At 41.7% G+C, this 24870-nt stretch carries 15 protein-coding genes and 2 pseudogenes; 4 read left to right on the top strand and 13 right to left on the bottom strand.

Annotated features, from left to right (window positions below; all coding sequences use genetic code 11):
* The first annotated feature begins 121 nt into the window (after positions 1–121).
* The 3 genes from EKN16_RS21410 to EKN16_RS21420 all read left to right on the top strand — a co-directional run bounded on the left by EKN16_RS21410 (position 122) and on the right by EKN16_RS21420 (position 3021).
* Entirely contained in the window at positions 122–814 is a 693-nt protein-coding gene (locus tag EKN16_RS21410) for a YveK family protein (protein ID WP_232015915.1), read from the top strand.
* Positions 815–847: 33 nt separating this feature from the next.
* Positions 848–2230 carry a M15 family metallopeptidase domain-containing protein gene (locus EKN16_RS21415; protein WP_179955555.1) on the top strand — a complete coding sequence of 461 codons (1383 nt, stop codon included), beginning with the start codon at positions 848–850 and terminating at the stop codon, positions 2228–2230.
* Between the two features lie 95 nt (positions 2231–2325).
* Positions 2326–3021, top strand: a complete 696-nt coding sequence (locus EKN16_RS21420; protein WP_164522923.1) for a phosphatase PAP2 family protein — start codon at positions 2326–2328, stop codon at positions 3019–3021.
* Between the two features lie 399 nt (positions 3022–3420).
* On the opposite strand, the pseudogene EKN16_RS33885 reads toward EKN16_RS21420, so the two are convergent.
* From EKN16_RS33885 to EKN16_RS21435, 3 genes and pseudogenes are all read right to left on the bottom strand, one after another.
* Positions 3421–3754 (bottom strand): annotated as a pseudogene (locus EKN16_RS33885) (hypothetical protein); the annotation flags it as partial.
* 207 nt (positions 3755–3961) lie between these two features.
* Positions 3962–5920, bottom strand: coding sequence for an amidase family protein (locus EKN16_RS21430; RefSeq protein WP_125661957.1), 1959 nt, complete (start codon positions 5918–5920; stop codon positions 3962–3964).
* A gap of 410 nt (positions 5921–6330) precedes the next feature.
* Positions 6331–6669: an Lrp/AsnC family transcriptional regulator gene (locus EKN16_RS21435; RefSeq protein ID WP_125661960.1), complete on the bottom strand. Its 339-nt coding sequence runs from the start codon at positions 6667–6669 to the stop codon at positions 6331–6333.
* On the opposite strand from EKN16_RS21435, the pseudogene EKN16_RS33805 reads away from it, so the two are divergent.
* A pseudogene (locus tag EKN16_RS33805) lies at positions 6661–6879 on the top strand (hypothetical protein); the annotation flags it as partial. The gene EKN16_RS21435 and the pseudogene EKN16_RS33805 overlap by 9 nt on opposite strands.
* Here the strand turns inward: EKN16_RS33805 and EKN16_RS21445 are convergent.
* The 10 genes from EKN16_RS21445 to EKN16_RS21485 all read right to left on the bottom strand — a co-directional run bounded on the left by EKN16_RS21445 (position 6818) and on the right by EKN16_RS21485 (position 24845).
* Positions 6818–7954: a response regulator gene (locus tag EKN16_RS21445; protein ID WP_125661963.1), complete on the bottom strand. Its 1137-nt coding sequence runs from the start codon at positions 7952–7954 to the stop codon at positions 6818–6820. The pseudogene EKN16_RS33805 and the gene EKN16_RS21445 overlap by 62 nt on opposite strands.
* Positions 7951–9753, bottom strand: coding sequence for a sensor histidine kinase (locus tag EKN16_RS21450; RefSeq protein WP_164522924.1), 1803 nt, complete (start codon positions 9751–9753; stop codon positions 7951–7953). Before EKN16_RS21450 ends, EKN16_RS21445 begins: the two co-directional genes overlap by 4 nt.
* A 225-nt stretch (positions 9754–9978) precedes the next feature.
* Positions 9979–12525 carry an S-layer homology domain-containing protein gene (locus EKN16_RS21455; protein ID WP_125661969.1) on the bottom strand — a complete coding sequence of 849 codons (2547 nt, stop codon included), beginning with the start codon at positions 12523–12525 and terminating at the stop codon, positions 9979–9981.
* A gap of 312 nt (positions 12526–12837) precedes the next feature.
* Positions 12838–14361, bottom strand: a complete 1524-nt coding sequence (locus EKN16_RS21460) for a diguanylate cyclase domain-containing protein (protein WP_125661972.1) — start codon at positions 14359–14361, stop codon at positions 12838–12840.
* Between the two features lie 254 nt (positions 14362–14615).
* Positions 14616–18680, bottom strand: coding sequence for a bifunctional 2',3'-cyclic-nucleotide 2'-phosphodiesterase/3'-nucleotidase (locus EKN16_RS21465; protein WP_170180895.1), 4065 nt, complete (start codon positions 18678–18680; stop codon positions 14616–14618).
* Between the two features lie 432 nt (positions 18681–19112).
* Positions 19113–19271 carry a hypothetical protein gene (locus EKN16_RS32405; RefSeq protein ID WP_164522925.1) on the bottom strand — a complete coding sequence of 53 codons (159 nt, stop codon included), beginning with the start codon at positions 19269–19271 and terminating at the stop codon, positions 19113–19115.
* A 53-nt stretch (positions 19272–19324) separates the two neighbouring features.
* Positions 19325–22492, bottom strand: coding sequence for an ATP-binding cassette domain-containing protein (locus tag EKN16_RS21470; RefSeq protein WP_125661979.1), 3168 nt, complete (start codon positions 22490–22492; stop codon positions 19325–19327).
* 487 nt (positions 22493–22979) lie between these two features.
* The gene (locus EKN16_RS21475; RefSeq protein WP_125661982.1) at positions 22980–23345 is read right to left on the bottom strand and encodes a GntR family transcriptional regulator; all 366 of its coding nucleotides are present in this window, start codon (positions 23343–23345) and stop codon (positions 22980–22982) included.
* Positions 23342–23998: an ABC-2 transporter permease gene (locus EKN16_RS21480; RefSeq protein WP_125661984.1), complete on the bottom strand. Its 657-nt coding sequence runs from the start codon at positions 23996–23998 to the stop codon at positions 23342–23344. The genes EKN16_RS21475 and EKN16_RS21480 overlap by 4 nt, the downstream gene beginning before the upstream one ends.
* The gene (locus tag EKN16_RS21485; protein WP_125661987.1) at positions 23991–24845 is read right to left on the bottom strand and encodes an ABC transporter ATP-binding protein; all 855 of its coding nucleotides are present in this window, start codon (positions 24843–24845) and stop codon (positions 23991–23993) included. The genes EKN16_RS21480 and EKN16_RS21485 overlap by 8 nt, the downstream gene beginning before the upstream one ends.
* Positions 24846–24870 lie beyond the last annotated feature (25 nt).

Raw genomic sequence — 24870 nt, forward strand, 5'->3', positions numbered from 1 at the left:
ATTTACCCCTTATAAAGATATCAGAATCGGATTTAGTATTTCTGATATTACTTTATAAGGGGTCTTTCTTTGTGTTTTATGGTATTATTGAACTAGAGAAAAAAGGCTGGATAGCAGTTTATTGACATTAACCGCTAAGCAACGACATTTTGTTCTCACTCTTAGTAAAACACAAAGGAAGATAGCATTGAAAAATAAAAATCTATTAAATACTTTTGCCAAAAATAGTTTGATTATCCTTTGGTGCATCATTATTTGCACCAGTTTCTCTTGGTATTTCACTTACCATGTGGCTAAAACAAATTATGAAGCAATATCTGAAATTATGGTGCTCAATAAACCTGCAGACTCCGCACTAAAAGATGATCAGCCCCAAGAAACAGAATTGATCCTAGAATTACTAGCCAGTTTAGCAATTGTTAATGATTTTCAAACGATTATTTTATCTGATGTCATCTTAGACAAAGTAAAAGAACAGCTAGTCTCTAAGTATTCCTGGGCAAGTAAAATCTCTCTTGCAGATCTTCGCAAGAACATAGACGTTAATATTAAAAATGACACCCGTATTCTCAAAATAAGCGCGTTTGATACCAATCCACAACATGCTGCCATCATGTCTAATACTGTGAAAGCAATATTCACTACGTTCGCTCAAAAATTGACACTTCAGAAATTAATCATTCCTATTAAAAATGCTGAAATTCCGAACACTCCTTCGTTTCCTTATCCAAAAAGATTTATAAGTTTATCCATTATTATAGGCTTCCTTACTGGGCTTATCCTAACCATGTATATTTCAAGAAGACCAACGTAATCAAATAAAAATTCATTCGTAACGAGGTATGGCATGCCATTAAATAAAAAAACCGGGGTTTTGATATTCTTAACTCCATTATTGATCGGCTTTCTTTTTGCATTTCTTCTCAAAACCCACTTTTACGTGTATATTGTCTATATTTTATTAGGTATCGTCTATTATCTATTAGTAAAACGATTTGGAAAAGAAATCTCATTTGTGTTCTTGATACCTACCGTTACTATTGCTTTAGTGCTTGTAGGGCAAATTTTTCTGCTTGATTTCTATGACCATAATGGTTTAAATCCAATAAAAATTCACCCTTTGGTCTTTTCACTGCTGATTATGATTTATTTAACGTTTATTGAAGATCTTATAAAGAAAAGACTTGTCTGGGATAAAGTCACAATTGTAACACTGATTATTCTAGGGTTGTTTTTTTCTATTACTTTTCTACACCGTGGTCTTAGCGGTATTAGTAATTTCAATCACAATTACCTTGCTCCAATGTCATTTTTTTATTTTATTTACACCCAAAAAAGTTATAACAGAAAAAAGCTAAACTTGTATACTAATGTCATTCTGATTGTGTTAGTTATTATTGGTGTTTCAGGGTTAATTGAATACATTTATCAAACGAATCCGCTGCAGTCTATTTATGATAACGAAACTCCAACTTGGATTGAAGGAACCTACCATGAAGGTTATCGGATAAAAACGATTATCGGACATCCATTGGATAATGCTTTAGTATTTTTGTTTAGTATGATAATGGTTCAAGTGAATGTTAAAAACCTCTACCTAAAGTATCCGCTGCTTATTTTATTTATGCTGGATATTCTCGTATCTGGTTCAAGAAGTATATTTGTACTCTCCTTTCTTGTGCTCATTTATAATGATTCAATCAAAGAGAATGGTTGGGGATTCATTAAAAAATATTTATTGTTTCTAACGCCCGTTATCCTATTAATTGTCGGACTGATATTCTCACCGCTTGGCCAAACCTTTTTAAATCGAGTAAATGGTGCTGACTCTTCAACAGAGGCTAGATATATGATATTGAACTACTTTTTTCACCATTTATTTTCCTTTCAGTTTTTGGGATTAGGAGGTGCAACCGAAGAAATTGTACTTTATAATTCCAGCCATGAAAGTGTTTATTTAGAGAATCCTTGGATAATTTTATTCTTTGAAGTGGGGTATTTTGTTTTCCTCTTTATTTATTATTTATATCTTGTAATTAAGAAGATTGAGTACAAGTATTTTGTAATTGTACTTCTAATTGCTCTTTCTGCTATGAATTCATTTGGAGTTAAGACTATTGATATTTACTCGTTGTTTTACCTATTAGCTTATTTCTATGCACTCAAAGTTTCCAAGAATCCAATGCCCTCCATAAAGTCTGAAGTCCAGCAGGATTCACCTAATTCTTAAGCATCTCTACTTTATCTCATACTGACTCAAGACCCTTTTAATCAAAATCATCTTGAGTCATCCTTTTTAATTGCATGAGAAAGAAGGGCTCCACTATGTTTAATTCACTTGATAATTCTTTTATCGAATGGTTAAATCATCATTCATTTATGTCGCCATTTATTAATAAAATAATTCATGTCATTGCAGATCGTGATGAGTTTAAAGGGCTCATTTTTATGCTTTTCTTTTGGTCACTTTGGTTCTATTCATCAAAAAATAAAACAAATCAAAAAATTCTGTTAGGAACCTTGCTGGCATGCTTCGTTAGCCTACTAATCTCTAGATCTATTACTGAATTAATAGAAAATCGCCCCCGGCCCATGATAAATCCTGTCCTTGGATTTCAAACTCCTATAGGACTAACTAGTGAAATACTTCCCAAAATGAGTTCTTTTCCTAGTGATCATGCAGCCTTGTACTTTGGATTGTCGATTGGTTTTGCTTTGATTTCCAAACGCATCGGCGGACTATTATTTGCATATACCTCTTTATTTATTGTACTTCCAAGATTTTATCTGGGTTATCATTACCCTTCGGACATAATAACTGGTCTGTTGATTGGTTTTATTTGCATCTATGCAATAATAAAAAATAAGTACTTACAACCTACGCTTGATAGAATTGTACAGTGGGAAACGATAAAACCAGCTATATTTTATCCTTGTCTTTTTTTAACGACCTATGAATTTTCCACGATGTTTGATAACATACGACATTTTGCCTCCCTTCTATTACATCATGGTTTCTAAAACGCATTCCCCCTGTTTGTAAAAGCAAATGAATACGCATGATTTATCTCCGTATTAAGAACTAGTTTCATTTGAAATACATTCATATTAACATTCCTCCGGTAAACCAGCCTCTTAGGTTACTTGTTCAAGAAAAATCAAATTCACTTTACTCAAAACAAATGCAACATTCATTAATCCTTTAATGTAGATAGATGAAACCCGTTTAAAATCCTTTCCACAAATGGACAAGAGGCTAGCCCTTTCGGGCTGGCTACTTGTGTATGGAACAGGGAAGCTAGCGGATGCACTTCAGGTTTTATTTAAATAGCAAAAGGGGTCTTGGGATAGACAAAGGATCGAATTTCTAATCTGCAGATAACGGTTTTTATGAAAAAGAGGCTGTGCAGGGAATTAATCCTACACAGCCTCTTTTCGTTTTCGCTCTACTGCTGCTTTCTTCAGCAGATTATGGGCAAGGGAAAGCCATCCGACCTCCAGGCTCACTTTGGGCAAGCCACGAAGCAGAAAACGGCGAAATCCTCGATTGTTTTTATCTGTCCAATCCACTCTCCGTTGTTTCTTTGCTTTCGTACCGGAAGGCTAGTTTTTCTCCAGCTGGCCAGGTCCATGTGTCTCCGTTTTCATCATAATGCCAGTTGTCGATCTTACTGATGTCGGCTTGCCATGCCTTGGACTTTTCACGATGATAGGTGCTGTATTTGACGAGTGCTTCCAGGTTTTCTTCTTGGAGATCTATTGGCAAGCTAAGTTGATCCATGGTATATTCGATGTACAAAGAAATCTCTCCTTTGGAATGGTTGGTCGCACTTCCATTTTACCAAAGAGAGATTTCTTTTTGCTATGTTTAGACAAAAAAAGGGGCTAGCCCTAAGTCTCTTTGATGACTTTTGGGACAGCCCCTTCTGTGTACAACAATCCTATTTGAAACGAAACTTATTTAAGGCAGCAAGGTTGGTGCTTTACGGTTATGCGTGCCTTGCTCGTAGGCATATGCGAGTTTGATTAATGTTGGTTCGTCAAATGCTCTGCCCAATAGTTCGAAACCAGCCGGCAGTCCGCCAGGCGTGAATCCAGCAGGCACGGATATTGCCGGGAAACCGGTGAATGGACTAATTCTAGTATTTACGCCTGAGTTTTGCACCGTACCAATCACGGCTGCCAACTGCATGGTAGTTGGATAGATGATCGCGTCTAGCTTGTTGTCCGCCATGACTTTAAGTATAGCTTCTTGTGTTATTTTCGTCCGGTTCAGTAGGATGTCTTTGTATTCTACTGTATCCAATGATTCGCGAGCATCGCGCGCTTTCATCGCAGCCTCCTGTGCCTTATCGTATAGGCCAGAATTTATGATATCAGTCAAAGTATGATAAGGCGCATTATCACCTTCTTTAGCCAGATAATCATTCAATTGAAATTTAAATTCGTAGTTGCTGAGACTTGGAAACTTAGAGATTTTGTCAAGGTTAGGGATTTTGATATCCACGGTAACCGCTCCGAGTTTCCTCATATCACCAATGGCTTTGTTAACTAAATTAGTGATATCTTGCTCATCCGCCTTTGTGCCGAACAGTTCAGTAGCAACCCCGATTCTAGCGCCCTTCAGACCATCAAGCTTCAACGAATTGGTATAGCTTGTTGGAATATGTCCAACACCATAAGCAGTTGCCGTATCATCTGGATCATAACCTGCAGTAACATCAAGCATAATCGCGGCATCTGTTACCGTACGTGCCAAAGGTCCGCCAACATCCTGGGATAAAGCAAGCGGTATAATTCCATCACGGCTAGTTAGCCCCATTGTTGGGCGGATACCAACAAGATTGTTATAGGAAGCAGGTATACGAATCGAGGCCCCTGTGTCCGTTCCAAGCCCCGCCAGTGCGAAGTTGGATGCAATCGCTGCTGCAGTACCGCCGCTCGAACCACCTGGATAGTGATCAAGCGCATATGGATTCAACGTTTGACCGCCTAGAGAGCTCGAACTCGTGATTCCGAAGGCAAACTCGTGAAGATTTGCTTTTGCCATAATAATGGCACCTGCAGCCTTTAGCTTCGCAACCATTTCAGCATCCTTAGATGGGGTGAAATCCTTCAAACATAAGCAGCCGGCAGTTGTAACCATATCTGCTGTATCATAGTTATCTTTGACGATGACCGGAACACCGTGCAGCGGACCACGCGGGCCTTTCGCTGCACGCTCCTTATCTAGCGCTTCGGCGATTTGCAGCGCCTCAGGGTTCACGGTGATAATGGCACTTAATTTAACGTTCTGATCATCATATTCTTGAATACGCTTGAGATACATTTCCACAAGCTGCTTGGAAGTAAGCTTGCCCTGATCCATTGCTTTTTGAATGTCGGCTATGGTCGTCTCTGTCACTTGAAAGGGTTTAAGAAAGTCATAAACTCGATACGCAATGGCATAGGCTTGGTTATGATTAATGATTGCACCTGGAGCAAAATGAGCAGCATCAACACCGTTCATGAGCTTCGCTTTAAACACAGAACCAACTGAGGTTGAAAGTGCCGTCTGGTCCAACACATCTTTGAATGGCTCTGCTGCAGCTGCTAATTTCAGCGTGTTGCGAAGAATTGCAGCAACGTCCTGGCGCTTGATTGGATTGGTTGATTGCAAAGTAAATGAAGTGGGTTGTCCAGCAAGCGCAGCCGACTGGTTCAACAGAGTCACAAGCTCCCTGGAAGTCAAAGGCGCATTCGGATCAAGCTTGCCATTTCCTAGATTTAAGGAAATTGCTTTTTGGGCATCTCCTTGATACATGGCTGGAGATGTTGTTTGTAGAGCAGCGGCTTGGGCAGTAAGCGGTACAGTTAATAATAAGGCACCTGCCACAATCAAAGAGCTTTGTTTCTTCCATTGGGTTACGAAGTTTAGCATAAGATGTCCCCTCCTCTTGTATGTAAGAAAACCTAACACGTTGATCATAGGGGAATACTAGTAATTTCACAAATGGTCAAAGTCTCAATAAAGCGGATACACTTTAATATATCTTTAAATTACTTTCTATTTCTTGCTTATATCACTTCTTTGAAACTCTTTTTTTATTACCTATTACTAGAAATACTGTTAGAAAATTATGTATCGAGTTAACATTATAGTTACATTACGAGTTAGTTTTATTGGTTTCAAGCAAAATAGCTGCGCAAATTTGCGCAGCTATTTTTCATATTTCTGAGATATTAAGCAATAAACCTCACATCATAAATCTCCACTATCTTATCGAACTAGGCGAATCCTCTCAATAACCTGAAAAAAAGCCATCCTTTTCAGGCTGGCTTCATGTTGATTCAAAGTAAGACTCTGTTTTCAAGTATATTTTTCAAACAAATATGCGACTTTGATGGACCTATGTGTACAAGTGAGTCTTGAAATTCTGCAAGCTCCTCTACCGATGCCGTTTGTACCTTGATGAGATAATTAAACTCTCCACTTATGCGAAATAAATCGGTAACTTCCTCAGCCTCTTCACAAAAATCAACCAACGCTTGGCAATGTTCTGTCTTTATTAGAATAAAAGTGGTCGTGCCTCGATTCAGATCCCGTAAATTGAAGACGGTACAATACTCGGAAATGATCTTTTTATCTTCCATCTTTAAAATTCTTTCTTTAACCGAAGGCTGGGACATGGAGCAAAGGCTTATGTTGAACCGAATCAGCTTACACTTGGCGAACCACCTCTTGTCGTAAAAAATGCTTTAGTCTATAGTCCCAATGGAGAAGCTATCGAATTTATAGAGGATGTCGATTTTGATTATGATTTTTCGTTTTCAGCTTTTACGAATCCAGCTTCGATAGCAGCTGCCCGTATAAGGCAGCAACTTCAAGAGAGGGATTAATTCGCATTTCTTTATGCAAAGTCTCCGCAAACTGCAGGTATTGTCGAGTTAAAGCTTCTTTGTTCTTCTGCAGCGCCAAAGCCTTCATAAGCAGCATATGGGACTCTTCGTCCAGTTCATTGCGAACTAGCAGCTTCATCAATAGTCGGATGGCAGCATTCGTCTCGCCTCTGTCTAACAAGACGACGCACAATCGCTGAGTAAAAGAAGTATACATCAACGATAGTCGTTCGATTTCGTTCCATGCCCAAGAAAAGGCGCGATCTCCAAATAAATCGCCCATGTACAGCTGTTCAAGCTCCATCGCCTGTTGGATATCAATCTCATCCACTATGGACATCTGTCTACAGCCCTCTTCGAAGCTCAGGAGGTCAACACGTACATTGTCTAGACTTAGCGCATAATGGTTGCTGTCGGAAAGCAGACTCTCCTTCAGTCCATACGTTTCCAATACCTTGCGCAGCTGATAAACCGTTGTGTTTAAATAAATTTCAGCATTCTTCAGAGGCATATCGCCAAAAATATCTTCAATCAATCTCGATCTAGATACTAGTCTACCTTTGTGTATAAGCAGATATCCAAAGAGTTCCGCACTTTTGCTTGATTTCCACTTGACCCTTACACCCCGCGTGCTTAGGATATCGATCCCACCTAAGCATTTGAACTCAACTTCACTAGAGGCAGGCTCCCGCTTCACTTGTAATAAGTGTTCTGTATGCATTTCCGTAAGTGCTCTTTGGACAGTTCTCTGAAGTCTTTCTTGATTAACGGGTTTCACGATATAGTCGAAGGCATAGACATCAAAAGCAAACAGCGCATATTCCTTGTGAGAAGTTATAAACACGAGCTTCGTATGTCTGCCGCTCTCCCGCAGCCGTTCGGCAAACTCTAAGCCATTTTCTCTGGGCATACTAATATCTACAAATACTAAGTCCACCTCATGATTCGCCAAATAAGAAAACGCTGGAGCCGTCTCTAGAAAGCTCTCCACAACTTCGACATCCGCAACCTTGGCAAGCATCCGTTTCATGATTAAATGCATCGCCTTTTCATCATCGATAATGAGAACCTTCATCTCACCACCCCTTCCATGCTGCTCGATAGTGTGGATGAAGCTTCCGAGGGAACAGGGATAGAGAAATAAAAGGTGCTCCCTAACGTAGGGCTGCTGTCAAACCAAATGTCTCCCCCATTTAAGCGAACAAATTCCCTGCATAAAGTAAGTCCCAGGCCGACGCCCCGTTCTCCGGCCGTTCCTACCGAAGAGATTGGAAAAGCTTCCTGTAGCAAGTTATTGGCTTGATCAGAAGATATACCTTCCCCTGTATCACTTACAGATATAACCATTTTATCGTCTTTTCGATCTGCTCTTAATCGGATGCTCCCTCCGGAGTCCGTAAATTTAATGGCATTGGAAAGCAGATTTCGGATAATCAAATCAAGCATTTCTTTATCAGCATAAACAAAATTGCCCTTTGGTATTTCGGATATAATTTGGATACGCTTACCCTCGCTGCGAACTAACAGCAGACGCAAAGCAGTCTGAACCGCGTGGGCCAAATCCCTTTCAACCGGATTAAAAATCATGCCTTCCCTTTGACTGCGAAACCAATCCAGTAAGCTTTCTACCAGTGTAAATGTATTCTGAATTTGCTGCCGCATTTCGTGTACGATTTCCTCATGGTCCTCTCCACAAGCCTGCATCTCCTCCTCCATCAACTCGATCAGATTGATGAGCACAGCAAGGGGATCGCGAATATCATGAGCAACTACACTAAACATTTTATCCTTAAACGTATTCAGTTCACTCAATTGTCTTGCATGATCCAGCATTCTCTCCTCCGAGCGGACCGTTTCCGTTACATCACTCAGCAAAAGCATTTTACCAACGGGCTTTTGATTGTTATCACTAACAATTGACAGATGGACATTATAATATTTATCGTCAGCTTGACCTGAAAACTGAACCTTGCTTCCCGAGGATGGCTCTTGCATGATCCTTTCAAGCAGGACGGGATAATGGGAGAATAGTTGATCAGCTGGCTGACCCAGTACCTTTTTATTTAAGCCTTTAATAATCCGATTGGCCGACTGATTATAACTGGTTAGACTATTGTCCAGATCAAATACAATGACCGCATCCTGCATCGATTCGAAAACCTTTTGTAGCGCCAAGGGGGCTAATCTAAGCATGTTGAATTGATAAATCCCCCACATATAGAATACGCCTGAAAAAACAAACCCGAATGGGGATAAATCAATGGGCATGTAGATTACACCACTCAAATAAACAATCGTAAAACCGTAGGGGCCCCAAGATCCAATCATCATTAGAGCTATTTGCTTTTTCATGCGAGGTGTCGCTTTACGGAACATTTGAATCATTAAACCCATGCCTATTGCAAAAAGAGTATAGGAATAGGCAACATGAACCTCGTATAATGGTCCTTTGACCAAAGAAACCAGCGGGAAACCTTCTGACTCATTGATCGTCATACTCTTGTAAAACCAATGATGCCAGTCGTTTGTATAATGAGCTGCAAATGTTAGAAGGGGAACAACCATCAGGAGTCCAACATTCCTTTTACGAACAAACCATTGACGGCCCGTATACTGCAGCACCATAACAAACCATAGTACAGTGCCGAAAGGAATGCCGATATATTCAACTCGAAGCCAGAAGCGGATATGCTCTAAAGTGTTACTTACAATTTCAAAAGCATATCCAAATGTATAAAATGAACCCGCTAACATACCGAGGCCATAGCTAATAGCAATTGGAAGCTCTCTTCTTTTCCAAGAGAGATAGGACATGACCAGCGAGCAGCACGTGGCTGCCATCAGCAGTGCTGATAAATACAGGTTGTAGTTCATAGATGCTAGCCCCCGTGCAGGATCTAATCTTTCATTCTGTACTTTCATATTAGCAGAAACGAGATGAAAAACATATAAACATGTTAGTATAGCTTACATTTTTATGGGTAGCGTATAGCCATTCACCGGTTAGCACAAGCTTCAGCCCTTTTTCCTGACGCAAACAAAAAAATGCCCTTTAGGAGAAATTCACCTAAAAGACATTTTCGCTTACTCTCTGTTGAGTTAATCCATGCTATCGTTTACTTTTTTTATCAATGCAGCAATTTTATCCGATGTATCTAGTGCACCACTCTCTGCTGCTACAATGGCTTGCTTATAAGCGTTTAATGCATACCCAAAAGCTGTTCTTAACCCTGTGGCTAAGTTTAAATCATTAATTGTTATTAATTTAGCAGATTCATCATCAGTAACTGCTTCGATTTTCGCTATAGCATTCGATTGTGCTTCATTATTTATCCTTTGCACCAATGCAGCAATTTCTTGAGATGTATCTAATGCACCATTTGCCGCGGCTATAATGGCTGACCTATATGCTTGAAAGTTTTCATCAATAGCTGTACTACTATTATTTAACCCTGTGGCTGTGTTGACAACACTTATTAAGTTTATATCTTCTCCAGTATAATTTTCGATCATCCCTATTGCAGCCGCTTGTGCTTCTGTTTCCCTATAAACTTGAACCGTGTATATATCATAGTACGCCTCACTTTCCGGGTTTACATATACTTGAACATCATTAAACCCTTCATTGAGTTTCGCTATTCCCATTTCATAATTTAAATGTATGGTTGCTTTCGCATTCATCGTTGTAGCTGATACTGTTGTACTTATCACGCTAAACGGTACGCTTGCAGTGTAATACGTTTTATCTGAAGAAAATGTTGGGCTGAATGTTATTCCACTTAAAGCCAAAGCGCTTAATTTTTTGTTTTCGCTTTTTAGTTCAATAAGTCCGATATCAGTTAGTCCATCCACTTGAACTGGACCTATTTCTGAATCAATGCCACGGAATAAACCTGTTTCTATATAGACATATAAGGAATCGATTGCTGGAACATCGTAGAAATAAAAAGACCCATCAGCTGCTGTACTTGTAAAAACATTATAATCGGTGTCCCCGCTATCATCGTATAATTTCACTTCTACTGAACTTATTGGGTTACCGCTTGTATCTTTTACATACCCTTTAACCAAATTATGGTACATATATGCTTTCGAAGCATCGGTTGTAGCATTTCCAGTAACCGTATGATTAACCGGAGTAATGGTTAAATCCATATATCCCTCTTTTACAAACTTCAAATAAAAATTCCCTGCGGGAACGTTGCTTATGGAATACTCCCCATCGGGACCTGATTCTACAGTACTAACTAAAGAGCCGCTGCCTTGAATACCAGAGTACACACTTACGTTAGCGCCAACGATTTGTTCATTTTTCGAATTATACTTATAAACGGATCCTACAACAGTTCCCTTCTGTACTACAGGAGGTGTTGGATCTGGTGTTGGAGTCGGAGTCGGATTTGGCGCAGCCACTCCACCGATTGTAGTTGCTGTCGGTTTAGTTTCAAAGGTTGTTTTTGAATCTTTACCCAGCTCTGCTGTAGCAATTATTCCTTTTCCTGTTACAGTTGCATCTGCATCTGTTTTGAATTTCGTAATAGTTGTACCATCGGGCAGCTCAACATGTGATTTGTCTCCAAGAATAATGACATTGTCGAATGTACCTTTTAATGTTACATCTGAACCAGTGGGTAGATCTTTATTCAAAGTTACATCGCCGAAGCCTTTACCTGTTGTACCGTCTTCTTGAATAACTGCAGGTGATGATACCTCTGTTAGACCAACCGTTGTTGAACCTTCTGCAACCACACGTACAGGCCCTTTAGCAGCCTTAATAATAACTTTAGCTAATCTCGAATTTTTAAAATGAAGACTATTAACGCCCCCGCCATTTATGGTAGTGTCGCCTTTTACAGTGACATTATTTAAAAATGCGTCTCCGCTGCCAATTCCAGCTGCGAATAACAGCTTGCCGTTGATTTCTAAGTTTTGTACGGTTACACCTGCTACATTAATAACAACATCGCCGTTAATTGTTTGCGTCCCTGTTGCTGGACCGTAAGTTCCTGCTGTGTTGTAAACCGTAACTTTAGCCGCAACCGCGCGATCTAGGGTTACTACCGCTTCTGCACGCGTAATCGATTTGCTGGGCTTGAAGCTATTGTCTGTATAGCCCTTCAAAATCCCTTTAGTAACGGCTGCATCGACGGATGCTTTAGCCCATGACGCGATAGTGCTTGAATCGGTAAAGGATGTCGCTGCGCTTTCTGCATTAGAAAGTCCCAGAAGACGATCTACAATTGCCGCAACTTCTTGCCTGCTAATGGGCTTGCTTACACCTATGGTGCCGTCTACATAGCCTGTTATATAGCCTGCCTTTACTGCTTTTGCAACCTCAGGGTATGCCCAATTTCCTGCTGGAACATCACTAAACGCAATAGCTGTCTCTTCTGTGAATCCAAAAGATCGATTAATCAAAGCAATGAATTCTGCTCGTGTAATTTGATTCTCCGGCTTAAAACTTCCATCCTCGTACCCTTTAATAAGTCCTTTATCCATCCATGCAGATATCTCAGATTCCGCCCAATGTCCCTTGATGTCCGATGCCACGGATGTCGTTGCAGCCATAGCTACACCAAACGATGACAATAATAGACATGCCATAACTAGAGATGATACTAACTTCTTGAATAACTTATTCTTCATGATAGGCCTCCTAATTTTCTGCTTGTACAGAAAATAATCCTACCACACCCCAATGACGGCAAAATGACAAACTCCGACAAAATACCTGATCTGCTAATCTCTCCATTCACGTACCTCTTATGGTGGGTTAACGGCAGACAAACAGCAGCTTTTAGAGGGACGATTGTAGTGGTAAATGCGAGGTTTCCGATTTATTGCGTACACAAAGCAAAAAAGACAGTTTTGTTCTAAACTGTCAGGCTGTCGAGAAACCTCGACAATTATTTTAATCAATTACCGAGTTAACGTAATATAATAAATCCCATGCAAGGATTATTTGCTTTTGCCTGATCGTTTAACTTTATACATGGCCTTGTCCGCATTCATCATTAAGGTGTCCCCGTCTCGGCCATCATCGGGAAAGAAACTGGCTCCCATGCTCATTTTAACCGAAATCGGCTGCTCTCTATATAGCAATTCTTCCTCGACAAATCTCATCTGCAGCCGCGCAATCATCTGCTCGACGAAGGTATCCGATGAAGCATGACGGATGAACAGAACAAATTCGTCCCCGCCCAATCTCGCCGCTATTCCAATTGGATCCGCTATTTCCTTAATGATTCGAGCTGTATGCCGCAGCACTTCATCTCCCGCTTCATGACCATATTTATCATTCGTCTCTTTAAAAAGATCAAGATCGATAAGAATAACCGTCAATCGCTGGCTGTTCTCCTCAGCCTCTCGGATGGCCTCATTCAATTTCTCATAAAAATACCTTCGATTCGGCAACCTTGTCAGCGGGTCATGATAGGCCAGGTATCGAATTTCTTCCTGACTTTCCTTCTGTAACGTCACATCCCGGACAATAAGAATCATATAGGGTTCATTATCAACCGACACGTAATCCCCATCGATCAGAACCTCCACACGATTGCTTCCGTTATAAATCGACGTCTCGTAATCTTTAAATTCCTTTTTGTCCCGTATTGTATTCTGTAATTCAGTGTTAACCAGTTTGTGAAAAGGTACCTGATCCAGATCGATATGGTCAAATAACTGTCTTGCGCTGGGATTAGCTTCTTTAATTTTTCCCGTAGGCTCGACGAGGAGAATAGCTGCAGGATTCAGATTAAACAATTTCTCATACCGCTTCGTTACAAAATTAAGAAAATCAAACCTGATCATGGCGAGACGCAGAAAGAAGCACCAAATAACGCCGCCATATATATAAGGATAAGGAGGCAGATACCCTCTGAACTGAAAGTACCCAAACACCACATGCCAGACCGTGCACAGAATGACACCGAAAATCAGCAAATGGAAGATCGCCTTATGCTCCTGTGAGCTTGCTTTCGCTTTGCCTATGAAGAGCACAACTAAATACAGGATGCTAATGAAAATGCTCACGGTAAGCGCAATATAATAAGGCAAGTTGTAGACAGGATACTTCCAAACCCCATCCTGGATAAATTCACTAGAGGAGATAACCTCCTTACGACTTAGCACATTGACGATAATAACCGAGAGCGGCAAATAAAAAATCATGGGATAGAGATACCGCGGCATTACCTTATCCATTCCAGAAAACTTAGCTAAAAAATGAAAACCGAGCCCTGGCATAACAATACCCACATTCGAAAACCATAACGCGACAAGCGCTGGACTATGCGATATTGGAAGCTGATGTCGGATGTATTCTTCCAAGAATAATAAAATGTAAACGACTGCCGTTAGAAAAAGCAGCCTGTGCTCGACCTTTTTTGAATTACGCAAGATCACATCGGTGCCCGTATATATGAAAAATAGAATAGGGATTAAGTAAGTGAATAGAAATGTCCAAACTTCCGATGTACTCAAGCGTCACTTCTCTCCCCGCTAGTTAAACCATGTTGATAGCTGCTGCAATCTTACGCTAATTCTAACTTAATTCATTAATTTTGTCTGTAAGTTGTGCTACAGCATCCATTCAACGTTGTGATCATCCACCTCTAGACCACCAAGCATTTATGGGGAGACCCGATAATGAACCCACGCATGGATAATAAATAGCAAATCCCCCTCAATCGGCGTGAGAGACCGCGCCGGAGAGGGGGATTCCTTATCGTATCGTATTAGTTCACTTTGGTGAAACGGCCTTCGACTTTTGCCGATACCGTGCCGCTTTCGGATTTCGCTTTCATGTAAGCGATCGTCGCGTCAAGGTCTACCGGGCCAGCCTCGCGGTTTGTGCCTTTCAAGAGCAGCGTGTAGCCGTCTCCGCCGGTCGCCATGAAGTCGTTCACAACGATCGTATAGGATGCTTTGTCGTCTAGTGCAGTGCCGTCTGCCTTCTTAATCTCGATGACCTTCTCACCGGCGGACTTGCTGTCGTCGTATTTGTAAGTAAAGCCGGAGATTTGGCCGATCTTCGTACCAGTCGATCCCCATTGCTGGTTCAGCAGCTCTTTCATTTGCGCGCCCGTCAGTGTCATCTTAACGAGCACATTGCCGAAAGGCTGTACAGAGAACATATTGCCGTAAGTGACATTGCCTTCCGGAAGGTCGTTGCGGATCCCACCAGAGTTCATGAACGCAAAGTCCGATTTCATCGCTTCGCGCATGCCATCGGCAATCAGGTTGCCGAGCGCCGATTCGCCGGAAGCGTTCACTGTACGCGTAATGGCCGCGTCAGTCTTGCCAACCGGAGCGTTCATGACCGGAGCGTTCTGATCTTGGTACGACTTGATCATTTGGGTTATTTCCGCATCCGGCGTAATGCCTTCATGCTTAACGTCGACGATTTCGCCTTTCACAGAAACAACGTTCTGTGTCGCGCGATCGATAACTAGATCGACGTCGGAGAATGCCGTACCATAGGAAAAGGCTTCAATTACTAGCTTGCCGTCAATCATTTTGTTCACGCCGCCATGGTTATGGCCGGCGAAGATGACGTCAACGTCATCATCCACAGTATTCGCCAGATCGACTACTTCTCCAGTTGGAGCGTCGCTCTTGCCCTCGAATGGATCGTGAGCCAGGATGACGATGGTGTGAACACCTTTGGCTTGCAGTTCCTTGACGGCTTTGTTAACCGCCGGAGCTTGTTCGGTAAAAGTTAGGCCTTTAATGCTTTCGGCTTTCACGATGGAAGGCGTAATGTTCGTTACGACTCCGATGAAACCCACTTTCACTCCGCCGACTTCTAGTACTTTGTAGGCGTCGAGCAACGGTTTACCGCTCTCGTCCACCACGTTCGCAGCAACGTAAGGGAAGTTTGCTCCCGCAAAATCCTTGCCTGTCTTCGGATTCTTACCTCCGTTGATTAAGCGGAGCGCTTCGGCTGCGCCATGGTCGAACTCATGGTTGCCGAGCGTGCCAATATCGAATCCAAGACGATTCAAGAAATCAATCGTCGGCTCATCTTGGAGCATAGCGGATACCGGTGAGCTGGCTCCAACCACGTCACCCGCATGCACGAGCAGTGTATTCGGATTCGCAGCTTCGCGCTGCTTCAAATAAGCAGACAAATAATCCGCGCCGCCAACCGTGGATACCACTTTGCCAGTTGCATCTTTCACGTCTTTCTTATAGTCCAATTGTCCGTGGAAATCATTAATGCCGAGCAATTGTACCGAAATATCACTGATGAGTGTATGAACGACTTTCGCCGCTTCGGCGCGCGTCGACGAAGCTTTAGGAACGAACTTGCCTTCGCCGCGCCCGTTCATAACTCCGCGATCCACCGTGATATTCACGCCATTTTTCGCCCATGCGCTAATTCCGGAGTCATCCGCGAATGTCTTGACATCCACGACCGCAATTGCATTGCCTGCTTTGAGTTTCAGCGCGCTGCTGGCCATGACCGCCATTTGCTCACGGGTAATCTTCTCATTCGGAGCGAATAAAGTTGGAGCAATTCCACTTACCAAACCGTTCTCATTGGCAGCCGCGACCGAATCCGCGTACCAAGCGGTTGCCGGAACATCCTTGAATGCGACCTTATTTTTTGCGGTCAATTTCAAAGCTTTTACAAGCAGTGTTGCGAATTCCGCGCGCGTTACGTTCGTGTTCGGATCAAAAGTCGTATCCGTTTTGCCGGTTACAATTTGTTTCGCAGCCAGATCATTAATGGCTGAGAAAGCCCAATGAGTAGCTGGAACGTCCGTAAACGTCTTGCTAACGTCGAGGGAGAAGATACCGAAGCCCTTGTCGTCTACTTTGTCCAAGTAACGGATGTTACTTGTTGTTTTAGCGTACTCCGCCGCTTTCGGGGAAGAAGTAAACGTAACATGTACGTCGCCAAAGATCGGAGCAATCGACCAGTTATTATCGAGGCTCGGGTTAATTTCTTTATGAGCGCTAATGTAGTCCATTAAGATTTGGCGGTTCTCGTCCGGCGCGTCGATGATGTATTTACTGCCTTTAACGCCCGGGAAATTGCCACCGCCGCTTGCACGGTAGTTGTTCGTAACGACGATGAAGTCTTGATTCGGATCGATCGGCTTGCCATTAAAGTTTAATTTGATGATCCGGCTCGAGGACGCATCGTTGATCGTGCCATCGATTTTATACTTAGCCGGCTTGGTAACGTCAACTTGGTAAGTAACACCGTCAATAACGTCGAAGTTATACACTTGGAACGAAGCATTGAGCAATGCTTGCTCTTCCGTCTTGTTCGGATCGATCTGATTGAATTTGCCCGCGGACATCTCGAGCCATTCTTTCACGACCGAGCCTTTGACCATGATCGCCTTCAACGTATTGTCGTACAGATAGAGATCGCCTGCGCTCTTAATTGCGAGCGGGCCGGCTTTAATTTCCGTGAATTCCTCTACGCCGTTACGTCCCGCCTTGAACGGAGCACCTACGGACAAGATCGGCGTATCCTTGTACTGGGGGAGGTTTTGCTTGATGTAATTCTCGACGTACCATTTCTGCGCGTTCGTCACGATCTGGACGGAAGGGTCGTCCTGAACGAGCGCGAAGTAGCTGTGAATAGGAGCAGTCGTCGTTCCGATCGGGTTGTTCGCGTACTTGATAGTTGCTTCGTGATCGACCTTGACAGCGTCGACGATCGCTTGATCGATTTCGACAAGCGGTTTCTTGGCAACGCTATCGTAGATGGCCTTCGTGGAGGACTGGGAATTAGCAACCTTCCATTTTCCATCCTGCTTCTCCAACGTCAAATCGATGATTCCCAAATTGCTGCCGCCGTATCCGGATTGAACGGCAGGCACGCCGTTGATTGTGCCTTTGGCATTGTCGATGCTCGCGTATACTTTGCCGGAGGCATCCTTGAACAAGGCGTCGAGCGATTTCTCGTCCGCGGCTGGGAACACCTTGTGGGTGTGCGAGAAAGTGATGGCGTCGATGCCAGGCACTTTGCTGAGCAGCAGTACCGCGTCTTCAGCGTTCGTATTCGCTTGAGCATTGCCGTTAAAGCCTGTGTGCGCTAGGGCGATAATGATGTCCGCGCCATCCGCTTTCATCTTGGGTACGAATTTCTCGGCGGTCGCGGCAATGTCCTTCGTGATTACTTTGCCGTCGAGCCAGGTTTTGTCCCATTGGGTAATTTGCGGCGGAACAAAACCGATGACGCCGATCTTCAGCGTCTGTTCCTGGCCGGATTCGTCGACAACCTTCTTCGAAATAATCTCGTAAGGCTTGAAACGATTAACGTCGTTGTCTGGATTTCCGTCCTTATCATCAATATATACATTCGCACTTACATAAGGGAAGTTCGCGCCTTTAATGGCTTGATCCAGATAATCGAGCCCGTAGTTGAACTCATGGTTGCCAAGGGTGGCAACATCGTAGCCTACCTGATTCATAGCCTTGTAGACCGGATGAATCTCGTCGCCCTTAATTGGGGCTACCAATGCCTTGTAAGTACCAAGCGGGGTCCCTTGGATGAGGTCTCCGTTGTCCACAAGGAAGTTGTTCTTCGATTCCGCTTTAGCTGCTTTGATTAGATTGGCCGTTCTAGCAAACCCGACCGTGTTAGAGACCGCATCCTTGTAATAATCGTAAGGCACGAGATTCGTGTGGATGTCCGTCGTTTCCATGATTCTGAGCTTCAGGCTGGATCCCGCGTCCGCAGCCGCCGCGTACATGCCGCTGAACGGCATCGACAGCAGAGTCAGCGTCAAAGATGAGACAGCAAGCTTTCTTAAAGCCTTTTTCCTTTTCAGATGCATTTCTTTCATTCTTTCAACCATCTCCTCACGTCATAATTTCTTACATAAAAATAACATATCAATCTATTAAGTTTAAAAAATTAAATTTAACAGATCAAAACTATAATAAGGGATACATAGAAAGAAGAACACGATAAAAGATGGATCAATTTCCAACAAATGTAATAATTGGGTTGTCAAATAAAATCATTCCCGGTTTACCAAATGTGGAAGTCCATAGGACTCATGCTTAAGGTCACATCTGTCCTACAAAGCCAATCATTATACCGTTTAAAAGAAGTAACGCCGTTAAAGGCTTATGAATAAATAGCTCGGTCCTGAATCCGAACAAAGATACACGACTTCGACATCGTCCCGCCTTTTCATCGTTCGACGGATTTCAACCTTTTTCTTCTTTATCAGCTCGGGAATAAACAATCGCTCAACAAAGTCTCAACGAAAAACAGAGCCTTGAATCCGAATCCCCTTCGAAATAAGGGGGATACAAACTTCAAGACCCTGCGCTTCAAATAGAACACCTATTCTTGGACTATCCGCTGCATATCCAAATAAATACTCCTCTAAGCATCTTTCAATTTGCCGCTTATCCATGATTTCAAAATAATCCGTCTATCTGCAATTATTTCAAGCTATGCTAGAGTATTTCACTTCAGACATTGATAAACCGCCATCATATCTCGTTTATTCAACTCACGAATACGATTGAAAATAGGAATATCTGCAACCGCCTCAGTAAGTAAGCTTTCAGCAACAACATCACTTACTTTACCTGTTAGCCATGTTTGTACATCTATGCCGTCCGCGATTTCCTTGCGCCCTTCATCATTGATCCCACTTACATAACAGCTAACACATGGCACCGATAATTTATATACGCCATCATGGAGTCCATCTTCTGAAATTACTTTCTTCCCATCACAGAATGGACATGGATGACTTGCTTTAATCTTATTAATTTGGGTAACAATTTTATTGTAACCAAACGCTTCATAGACATAAGTTAGTTTTTTATATTTTCCATTGGTGAAATACTTATCGATAATGGTTTCTCTAGTTTCAGCAATATTGGCAAAATCACAGATAGTAATCAAGTTTTTGCTGCTGATTGCCTCGATGTTACCTTTAATCTTGTCCCAAAATGGTACGGCATTTTGTAAAACCACTTCATAGCCCACAAAGCTTGCAAGCTCCAGTTCAAGCATTTTCAGCGCAACTTGTGTTTCCCTAGGAAGCAAGGAGACATCTTCCGTAAGTGCAAGATTGCCGCCAACAATTGATTTTAGTTTTTCTAGTTCTGGTAACTTCCCTACGATTTTTATGACCTGATCTATCGGTTGCTGAATAATCTCACGAATATCCGTGTCACCAAATTTTAGCTTTTTATGATGGTTCAACACGGTTCCTTGACAAACTGGGCAGGTAATCATTTCTTTTGAGGTTTTCATACCCTCTTTAATAGTAATGGACTTCGAAATAGACATATAACGCCCAAGGATGAGATTAAAGCCTTCCCATGTTCTCGAAGCCTTCCCTGCTTTATCATAAAATGACTTTTCCCAATAACCATATAAGAATGTATGCTTTTCTGCTTCTGACATTTCATTAAAGCTTTTACTAATATCGTGACCAAGTTCGTTCTTTAGCTCATCAAATAGGAATTGCAATTTTGCATATTGATAATATTTCAAGACCTCCATGACATCTGGATGTAATAAACCATCCCAGAATGGCACGGTTTTGTCTTGAATGACAACATTAATATCAAATTGTTCAATGACACGACGGCCAGAACAACATGGACAATGATTTTCTTGATAATAGAAATCGAAGCTTCTTGTATCTTTATTGGTCGGATGAGCAGCCACAATACGGTTGATCAGTCCACCCATTTCATAGAGAAAACTATATTGACTATACAGGTGTCGTTCAAGATCAATAGCAATGACAGGCGCAATGGTATCCGATTCGTATTCACCATAAATGACACGGGCGATTGGTGATAAGCTTTTTAAAATACCACCCTTATAGACGTTTTCTGCCTTTTTAAAATAGTCCATATGATTCTCTTGTAAGTAGTGAACCCCTTTTTGCTGTTTGAGTGTGGAAGAGATCTGCAAGGGAACAATATGATCTTCCTTGTTTTGTTGACGATAATAATCATCATGACTGACAACATCAAGATGTTGAACAGGTTCAGGCTGCCTCTTGCCAAAATCAACGATAAAATCAGAGCTTTCTAGCATATAGGCATTATGTTCTATCATCAGGATAGAGACAGATTCATCTTGCAAAATGAGCCTAACACTATCAATGAATTGGTTTAAAATATTTTGTGATAAACCTTTTGAAGGCTCGTCAAAAATAAAAAGCGTATGTGGGTTTCTTGAGTTAGCAAACAGCTCAGAAACTAAATGAACACATTGAAATTCACCCGTCGATAAGGATTGTGTTTTTCTTTCTAATGTCAAATAACCAAGTCCAAGTTTTTTCAATAAGCTCAATCGTTTATGAGCGATGTCCTCATTGGGTAGTTCATCAATAATATCTTCAATCGAACGCTGGAAAATATCATCCATAATATCTTCGCTATATTTGGTGAGCTTCTTTTTAATATCAAGAAAAGTCGCAACGGTTGACCGGCTGGTAATCGATTGGTTTCGATCTTGCCCAACCACTACCAGTTTATCTTTTGGATAACGCTTCTGAAAATCTTTGACCATACACTCATTGACAAGTGTAGATTTACCACACCCAGACTCACCCGTAAAGGTTACAAGTCTATTTTTGGGAATCTGAATTTCAGCCATTTGAATATTACGGCAGTAAAGATCATGAAACTGATAGTAATCTGTTGGCATTGCCTGATTTTGTTCAGAGTTGATCGGTTTGGGACGTGGTGATTCTTCAACAATTTTTCCGCCATATTTACCACTGCCAGGCCCAAAGAACAATTGTTCATCCGTTGTATCGAGCACCGTGTCAGAATGATCGATCAGCCAAATTTGATTCTTGCAGCCTAATTGTTTGATCTGTTCTAAAATTTTCAATAGCGTTTGGTGATCAAGACCAACGGAGATTTCATCAATAATAATAACTGTGTTTTCACTAGTTGCCATGAATTCTGCCAAGTAAAGCCGTGTTAATTCTCCACCTGATAATGTACCCATAATACGATTTAATGTTAAGTAGCCAATATTCATATTGATTATATTTTGGAGGATATGCTGCTTCGCTTCACTAAGATTTAATTCCTCTGCAAGAGAAAGAATCGATTCTATGCTTAAGTTGTTGCTATCGGAAATACGATGTGGTTGATTAAATAATTCCATCTTATATTGCTCAACTTCTTGATTGTAGCGCCTACCCTCACACTTTGGACATTCGACATTCTGGGTCATACTGCGCCCTTTACAATCCGGACACCAGCCTAAGGCATTATTAAAGGAAAAAACTTCGGGAGATAGATTGAATTTTTCAGCAAAACGCTCGCGAATCTCTTTAAAAACGCCGGTATGTGTGCCAATGGTTGAACGAGGATTAGTTGAAATCGATGATCTTCCGAGAAAAAGGACTAAAGGCATATCTTCCATCTTGATCGCACTGAAATTGGTTTCCATAATATCGGGAAATAAATACTGATATTCAGCCTTTGGCAATAAGGAAACGAGACGCTTCTTGGATTCTTCACCTATGGTTTGACAAAAAGTTGTTTTCCCAGATCCAGACAAACCAGCAATTCCTACCGATTTATCTACTGGTAGCGCTGCATCTAATAGGTTAATATTGTTCGAAATTAATTGATTTATTTTCATATGTACATCCTTTCTATTCTTATAAACCTAGTCTTTCCATGTTATCACAGTGTTAAATGTATTCATTTCTTTTTTTTCGAATCAAATAACTCTTTCTTGTTCTCACAATTTACTCAACCATAGCACAAATCTGCTGGCGTCCGTGAGATTAGTTAGCTGGAGAAAAGCGCTCACAAGCGCATCTTGGACAATATCATCAGCTTAGATGCCTGCGGGTTTTATTTTTTGTCACCTACGAAGATTATTACAAAATAAAAATTCGCCTCATTTGTGATACGGTTCCCCATATCATCTATAGAGCGAAATGAAAGGCGCCCATTTGGGCGCCTTTTAAAAAATCATCTAATAAGTCGAAGACTTCCATCGCCGACCCAACCTGATCATGCCGAGCAAGATCAAGTTGCCGAGGCTCCCGAGAGACGATTCAACTCCTTTGTGTAATTTTGAATAATTACACTTTCCACCTACCAAGAGTATAGCGAGGCTGTTAATAAATCTTTTTCAGCAGCTCAATAACTTCATCTAGGGTGAGGCCAAAGGATTTGTAGTATGATGTGTCGGTTTCCATTTGCTTCAGAATCATTTCGTTGCGTACTCGCAGCTTCTCATCGGACGAGAATTCGGCTACAAAACACCCTTTACCCGTAATTGTATTTATCAAACCGCTTCGTTCGAGTTCTTCCCAAGCCTTCTTTACGGTGATGACACTAACACGAAGTTCCAGGGCAGCTTGTCGAATGGGCGGTAAACAATAGCCGCTTTCGAGCTCCCCTTTCAAAATTTGGGCGCTGATTTGTTCGAAAAGCTGCTGATAAATCGGTTTTTCAGATGTGCTCGAGATAGATACGTTCATAAGATTTCAACTTTTAGGAACCGTTTGACCGCAATTCGATAAGCAATCATAGTGAATGCAATAAATATCACGATTCCTGCAATCAGGATGGATATTTGAAGGGCCATATTATCAACCCCGGTACCATTGAAAGTATCAGAGATAAAAGAATTCTGGATTCCGATCCATTGTGCGACTCCGCCAAAAAGCATAGCAGCCGTAATGGATGCGGTCGCCGCCCCGCCGTATTTATACGCTGTCTTGTAATACATGGGTATAAAGATTATGTTGAAGATCGCGAGCATGACAAAACAGAGTCCCCAAAAACCCATGTGCGGTGCGAAGAAATAGTAGGTCAAATGCGGGTATAAGCGAATCGTGATCATGCCATAGATCATCGCAATGACAAGATGTAATAATTCCAGGATGACAATAACGGTTATCCTTGCTTTCACGATGTCTTTTTTGGTTACGGGCATCATCGTGGTAAACATCAAATCGTTCTGAGTTCTAAACCCGGCAAACATATTCGGTATCGTAATCCAACAAAAATACAGAGGGACGAGAAAATAGAGCCAACCGGGAATAAGCATTAAAGCACCCATTAATAAAGGAAGGACGAAAAACATAGGATTTACTCCTAATTTCAAATCCTTCATCACCAAGTTATACATACATATCCTCCTTTTTCGCGAAATAAATCATGATTTCCTCAAGACTCGGCGTAGTTGCTCTAATATCGGGAGAAGGGTCAAAGTCTCTGGAATGGATCAATCCCGTAAAGCCGAATGAATTGATTTTATAGGAAATCAACTTGTCCTTCACTTGGTGCAGCTGGCTCTCGCTACCACTAAGTAAACGATAGGACTCCATAAATTCGTTTTTCTCAGAACTGGCGATAATTTGCCCTTTTTCGATGAAGGTAATAAAATCCGCGCATTTTTCCAAGTCGGATGTAATGTGAGTAGAGAAGAGAATGCTGATTTCGCCATCGACTATGAGCTCTTGAAAAATATCCAACAGATCGTCTCTAGCGACCGGATCGAGTCCGCTTGTCGGTTCATCAAGGACGAGAAGCTTCGCGCCATGGGATAAAGCAAGGGCCAAGCTGTACTTTACTTTCATTCCCGTCGACAATTCGGCAATTTTTTTGTTTTCATCCAATTTGAATCTTCTCAGATAGTTGTAATAGGTTTCATCATCCCAATTCTTGTAGAACTTCTTAATTACATCGGTCAACGTTTTCATCTTGCTGCGAGTATAGAAATCGATGCCGCCGAATGCGCATCCGATTTCTTGCTTCAATTCGATTTCGTGTTCGGCGATGTTCTTGCCCAAAATGTGTACCTCGCCGCTATCAATATGAATCATTTTCAAGATCGATTTTATCGTGGTTGTTTTCCCTGCGCCATTGGCACCGATAAACCCCATAATATAGCCCTTTTCCAGTTGAAACGATACGTCTTTTAACTGAAAATTTGGGTATTTCTTATTTAAGTTTCGAATGTCTAATGCCAGCATACCGTACCTCCTTATAAAATTGTGT

The organism is Paenibacillus baekrokdamisoli, assembly GCF_003945345.1.
In the GTDB taxonomy this organism is placed as follows: domain Bacteria; phylum Bacillota; class Bacilli; order Paenibacillales; family Paenibacillaceae; genus Paenibacillus_Z; species Paenibacillus_Z baekrokdamisoli.

Excerpts from the sequence above, each read along its gene's own strand:
- EKN16_RS21415 (WP_179955555.1), top strand. The coding sequence starts at position 848 with ATGCCATTAAATAAAAAAACCGGGGTTTTGATATTCTTAACTCCATTA.
- EKN16_RS21420 (WP_164522923.1), top strand. The coding sequence starts at position 2,326 with ATGTTTAATTCACTTGATAATTCTTTTATCGAATGGTTAAATCATCAT.
- EKN16_RS21430 (WP_125661957.1), bottom strand. The coding sequence starts at position 5,920 with ATGCTAAACTTCGTAACCCAATGGAAGAAACAAAGCTCTTTGATTGTG.
- EKN16_RS21435 (WP_125661960.1), bottom strand. The coding sequence starts at position 6,669 with ATGTCCCAGCCTTCGGTTAAAGAAAGAATTTTAAAGATGGAAGATAAA.
- EKN16_RS21445 (WP_125661963.1), bottom strand. The coding sequence starts at position 7,954 with ATGAAGGTTCTCATTATCGATGATGAAAAGGCGATGCATTTAATCATG.
- EKN16_RS21450 (WP_164522924.1), bottom strand. The coding sequence starts at position 9,753 with ATGAACTACAACCTGTATTTATCAGCACTGCTGATGGCAGCCACGTGC.
- EKN16_RS21455 (WP_125661969.1), bottom strand. The coding sequence starts at position 12,525 with ATGAAGAATAAGTTATTCAAGAAGTTAGTATCATCTCTAGTTATGGCA.
- EKN16_RS21465 (WP_170180895.1), bottom strand. The coding sequence starts at position 18,680 with ATGCATCTGAAAAGGAAAAAGGCTTTAAGAAAGCTTGCTGTCTCATCT.
- EKN16_RS32405 (WP_164522925.1), bottom strand. The coding sequence starts at position 19,271 with ATGGATAAGCGGCAAATTGAAAGATGCTTAGAGGAGTATTTATTTGGA.
- EKN16_RS21470 (WP_125661979.1), bottom strand. The coding sequence starts at position 22,492 with ATGAAAATAAATCAATTAATTTCGAACAATATTAACCTATTAGATGCA.
- EKN16_RS21475 (WP_125661982.1), bottom strand. The coding sequence starts at position 23,345 with ATGAACGTATCTATCTCGAGCACATCTGAAAAACCGATTTATCAGCAG.
- EKN16_RS21480 (WP_125661984.1), bottom strand. The coding sequence starts at position 23,998 with ATGTATAACTTGGTGATGAAGGATTTGAAATTAGGAGTAAATCCTATG.
- EKN16_RS21485 (WP_125661987.1), bottom strand. The coding sequence starts at position 24,845 with ATGCTGGCATTAGACATTCGAAACTTAAATAAGAAATACCCAAATTTT.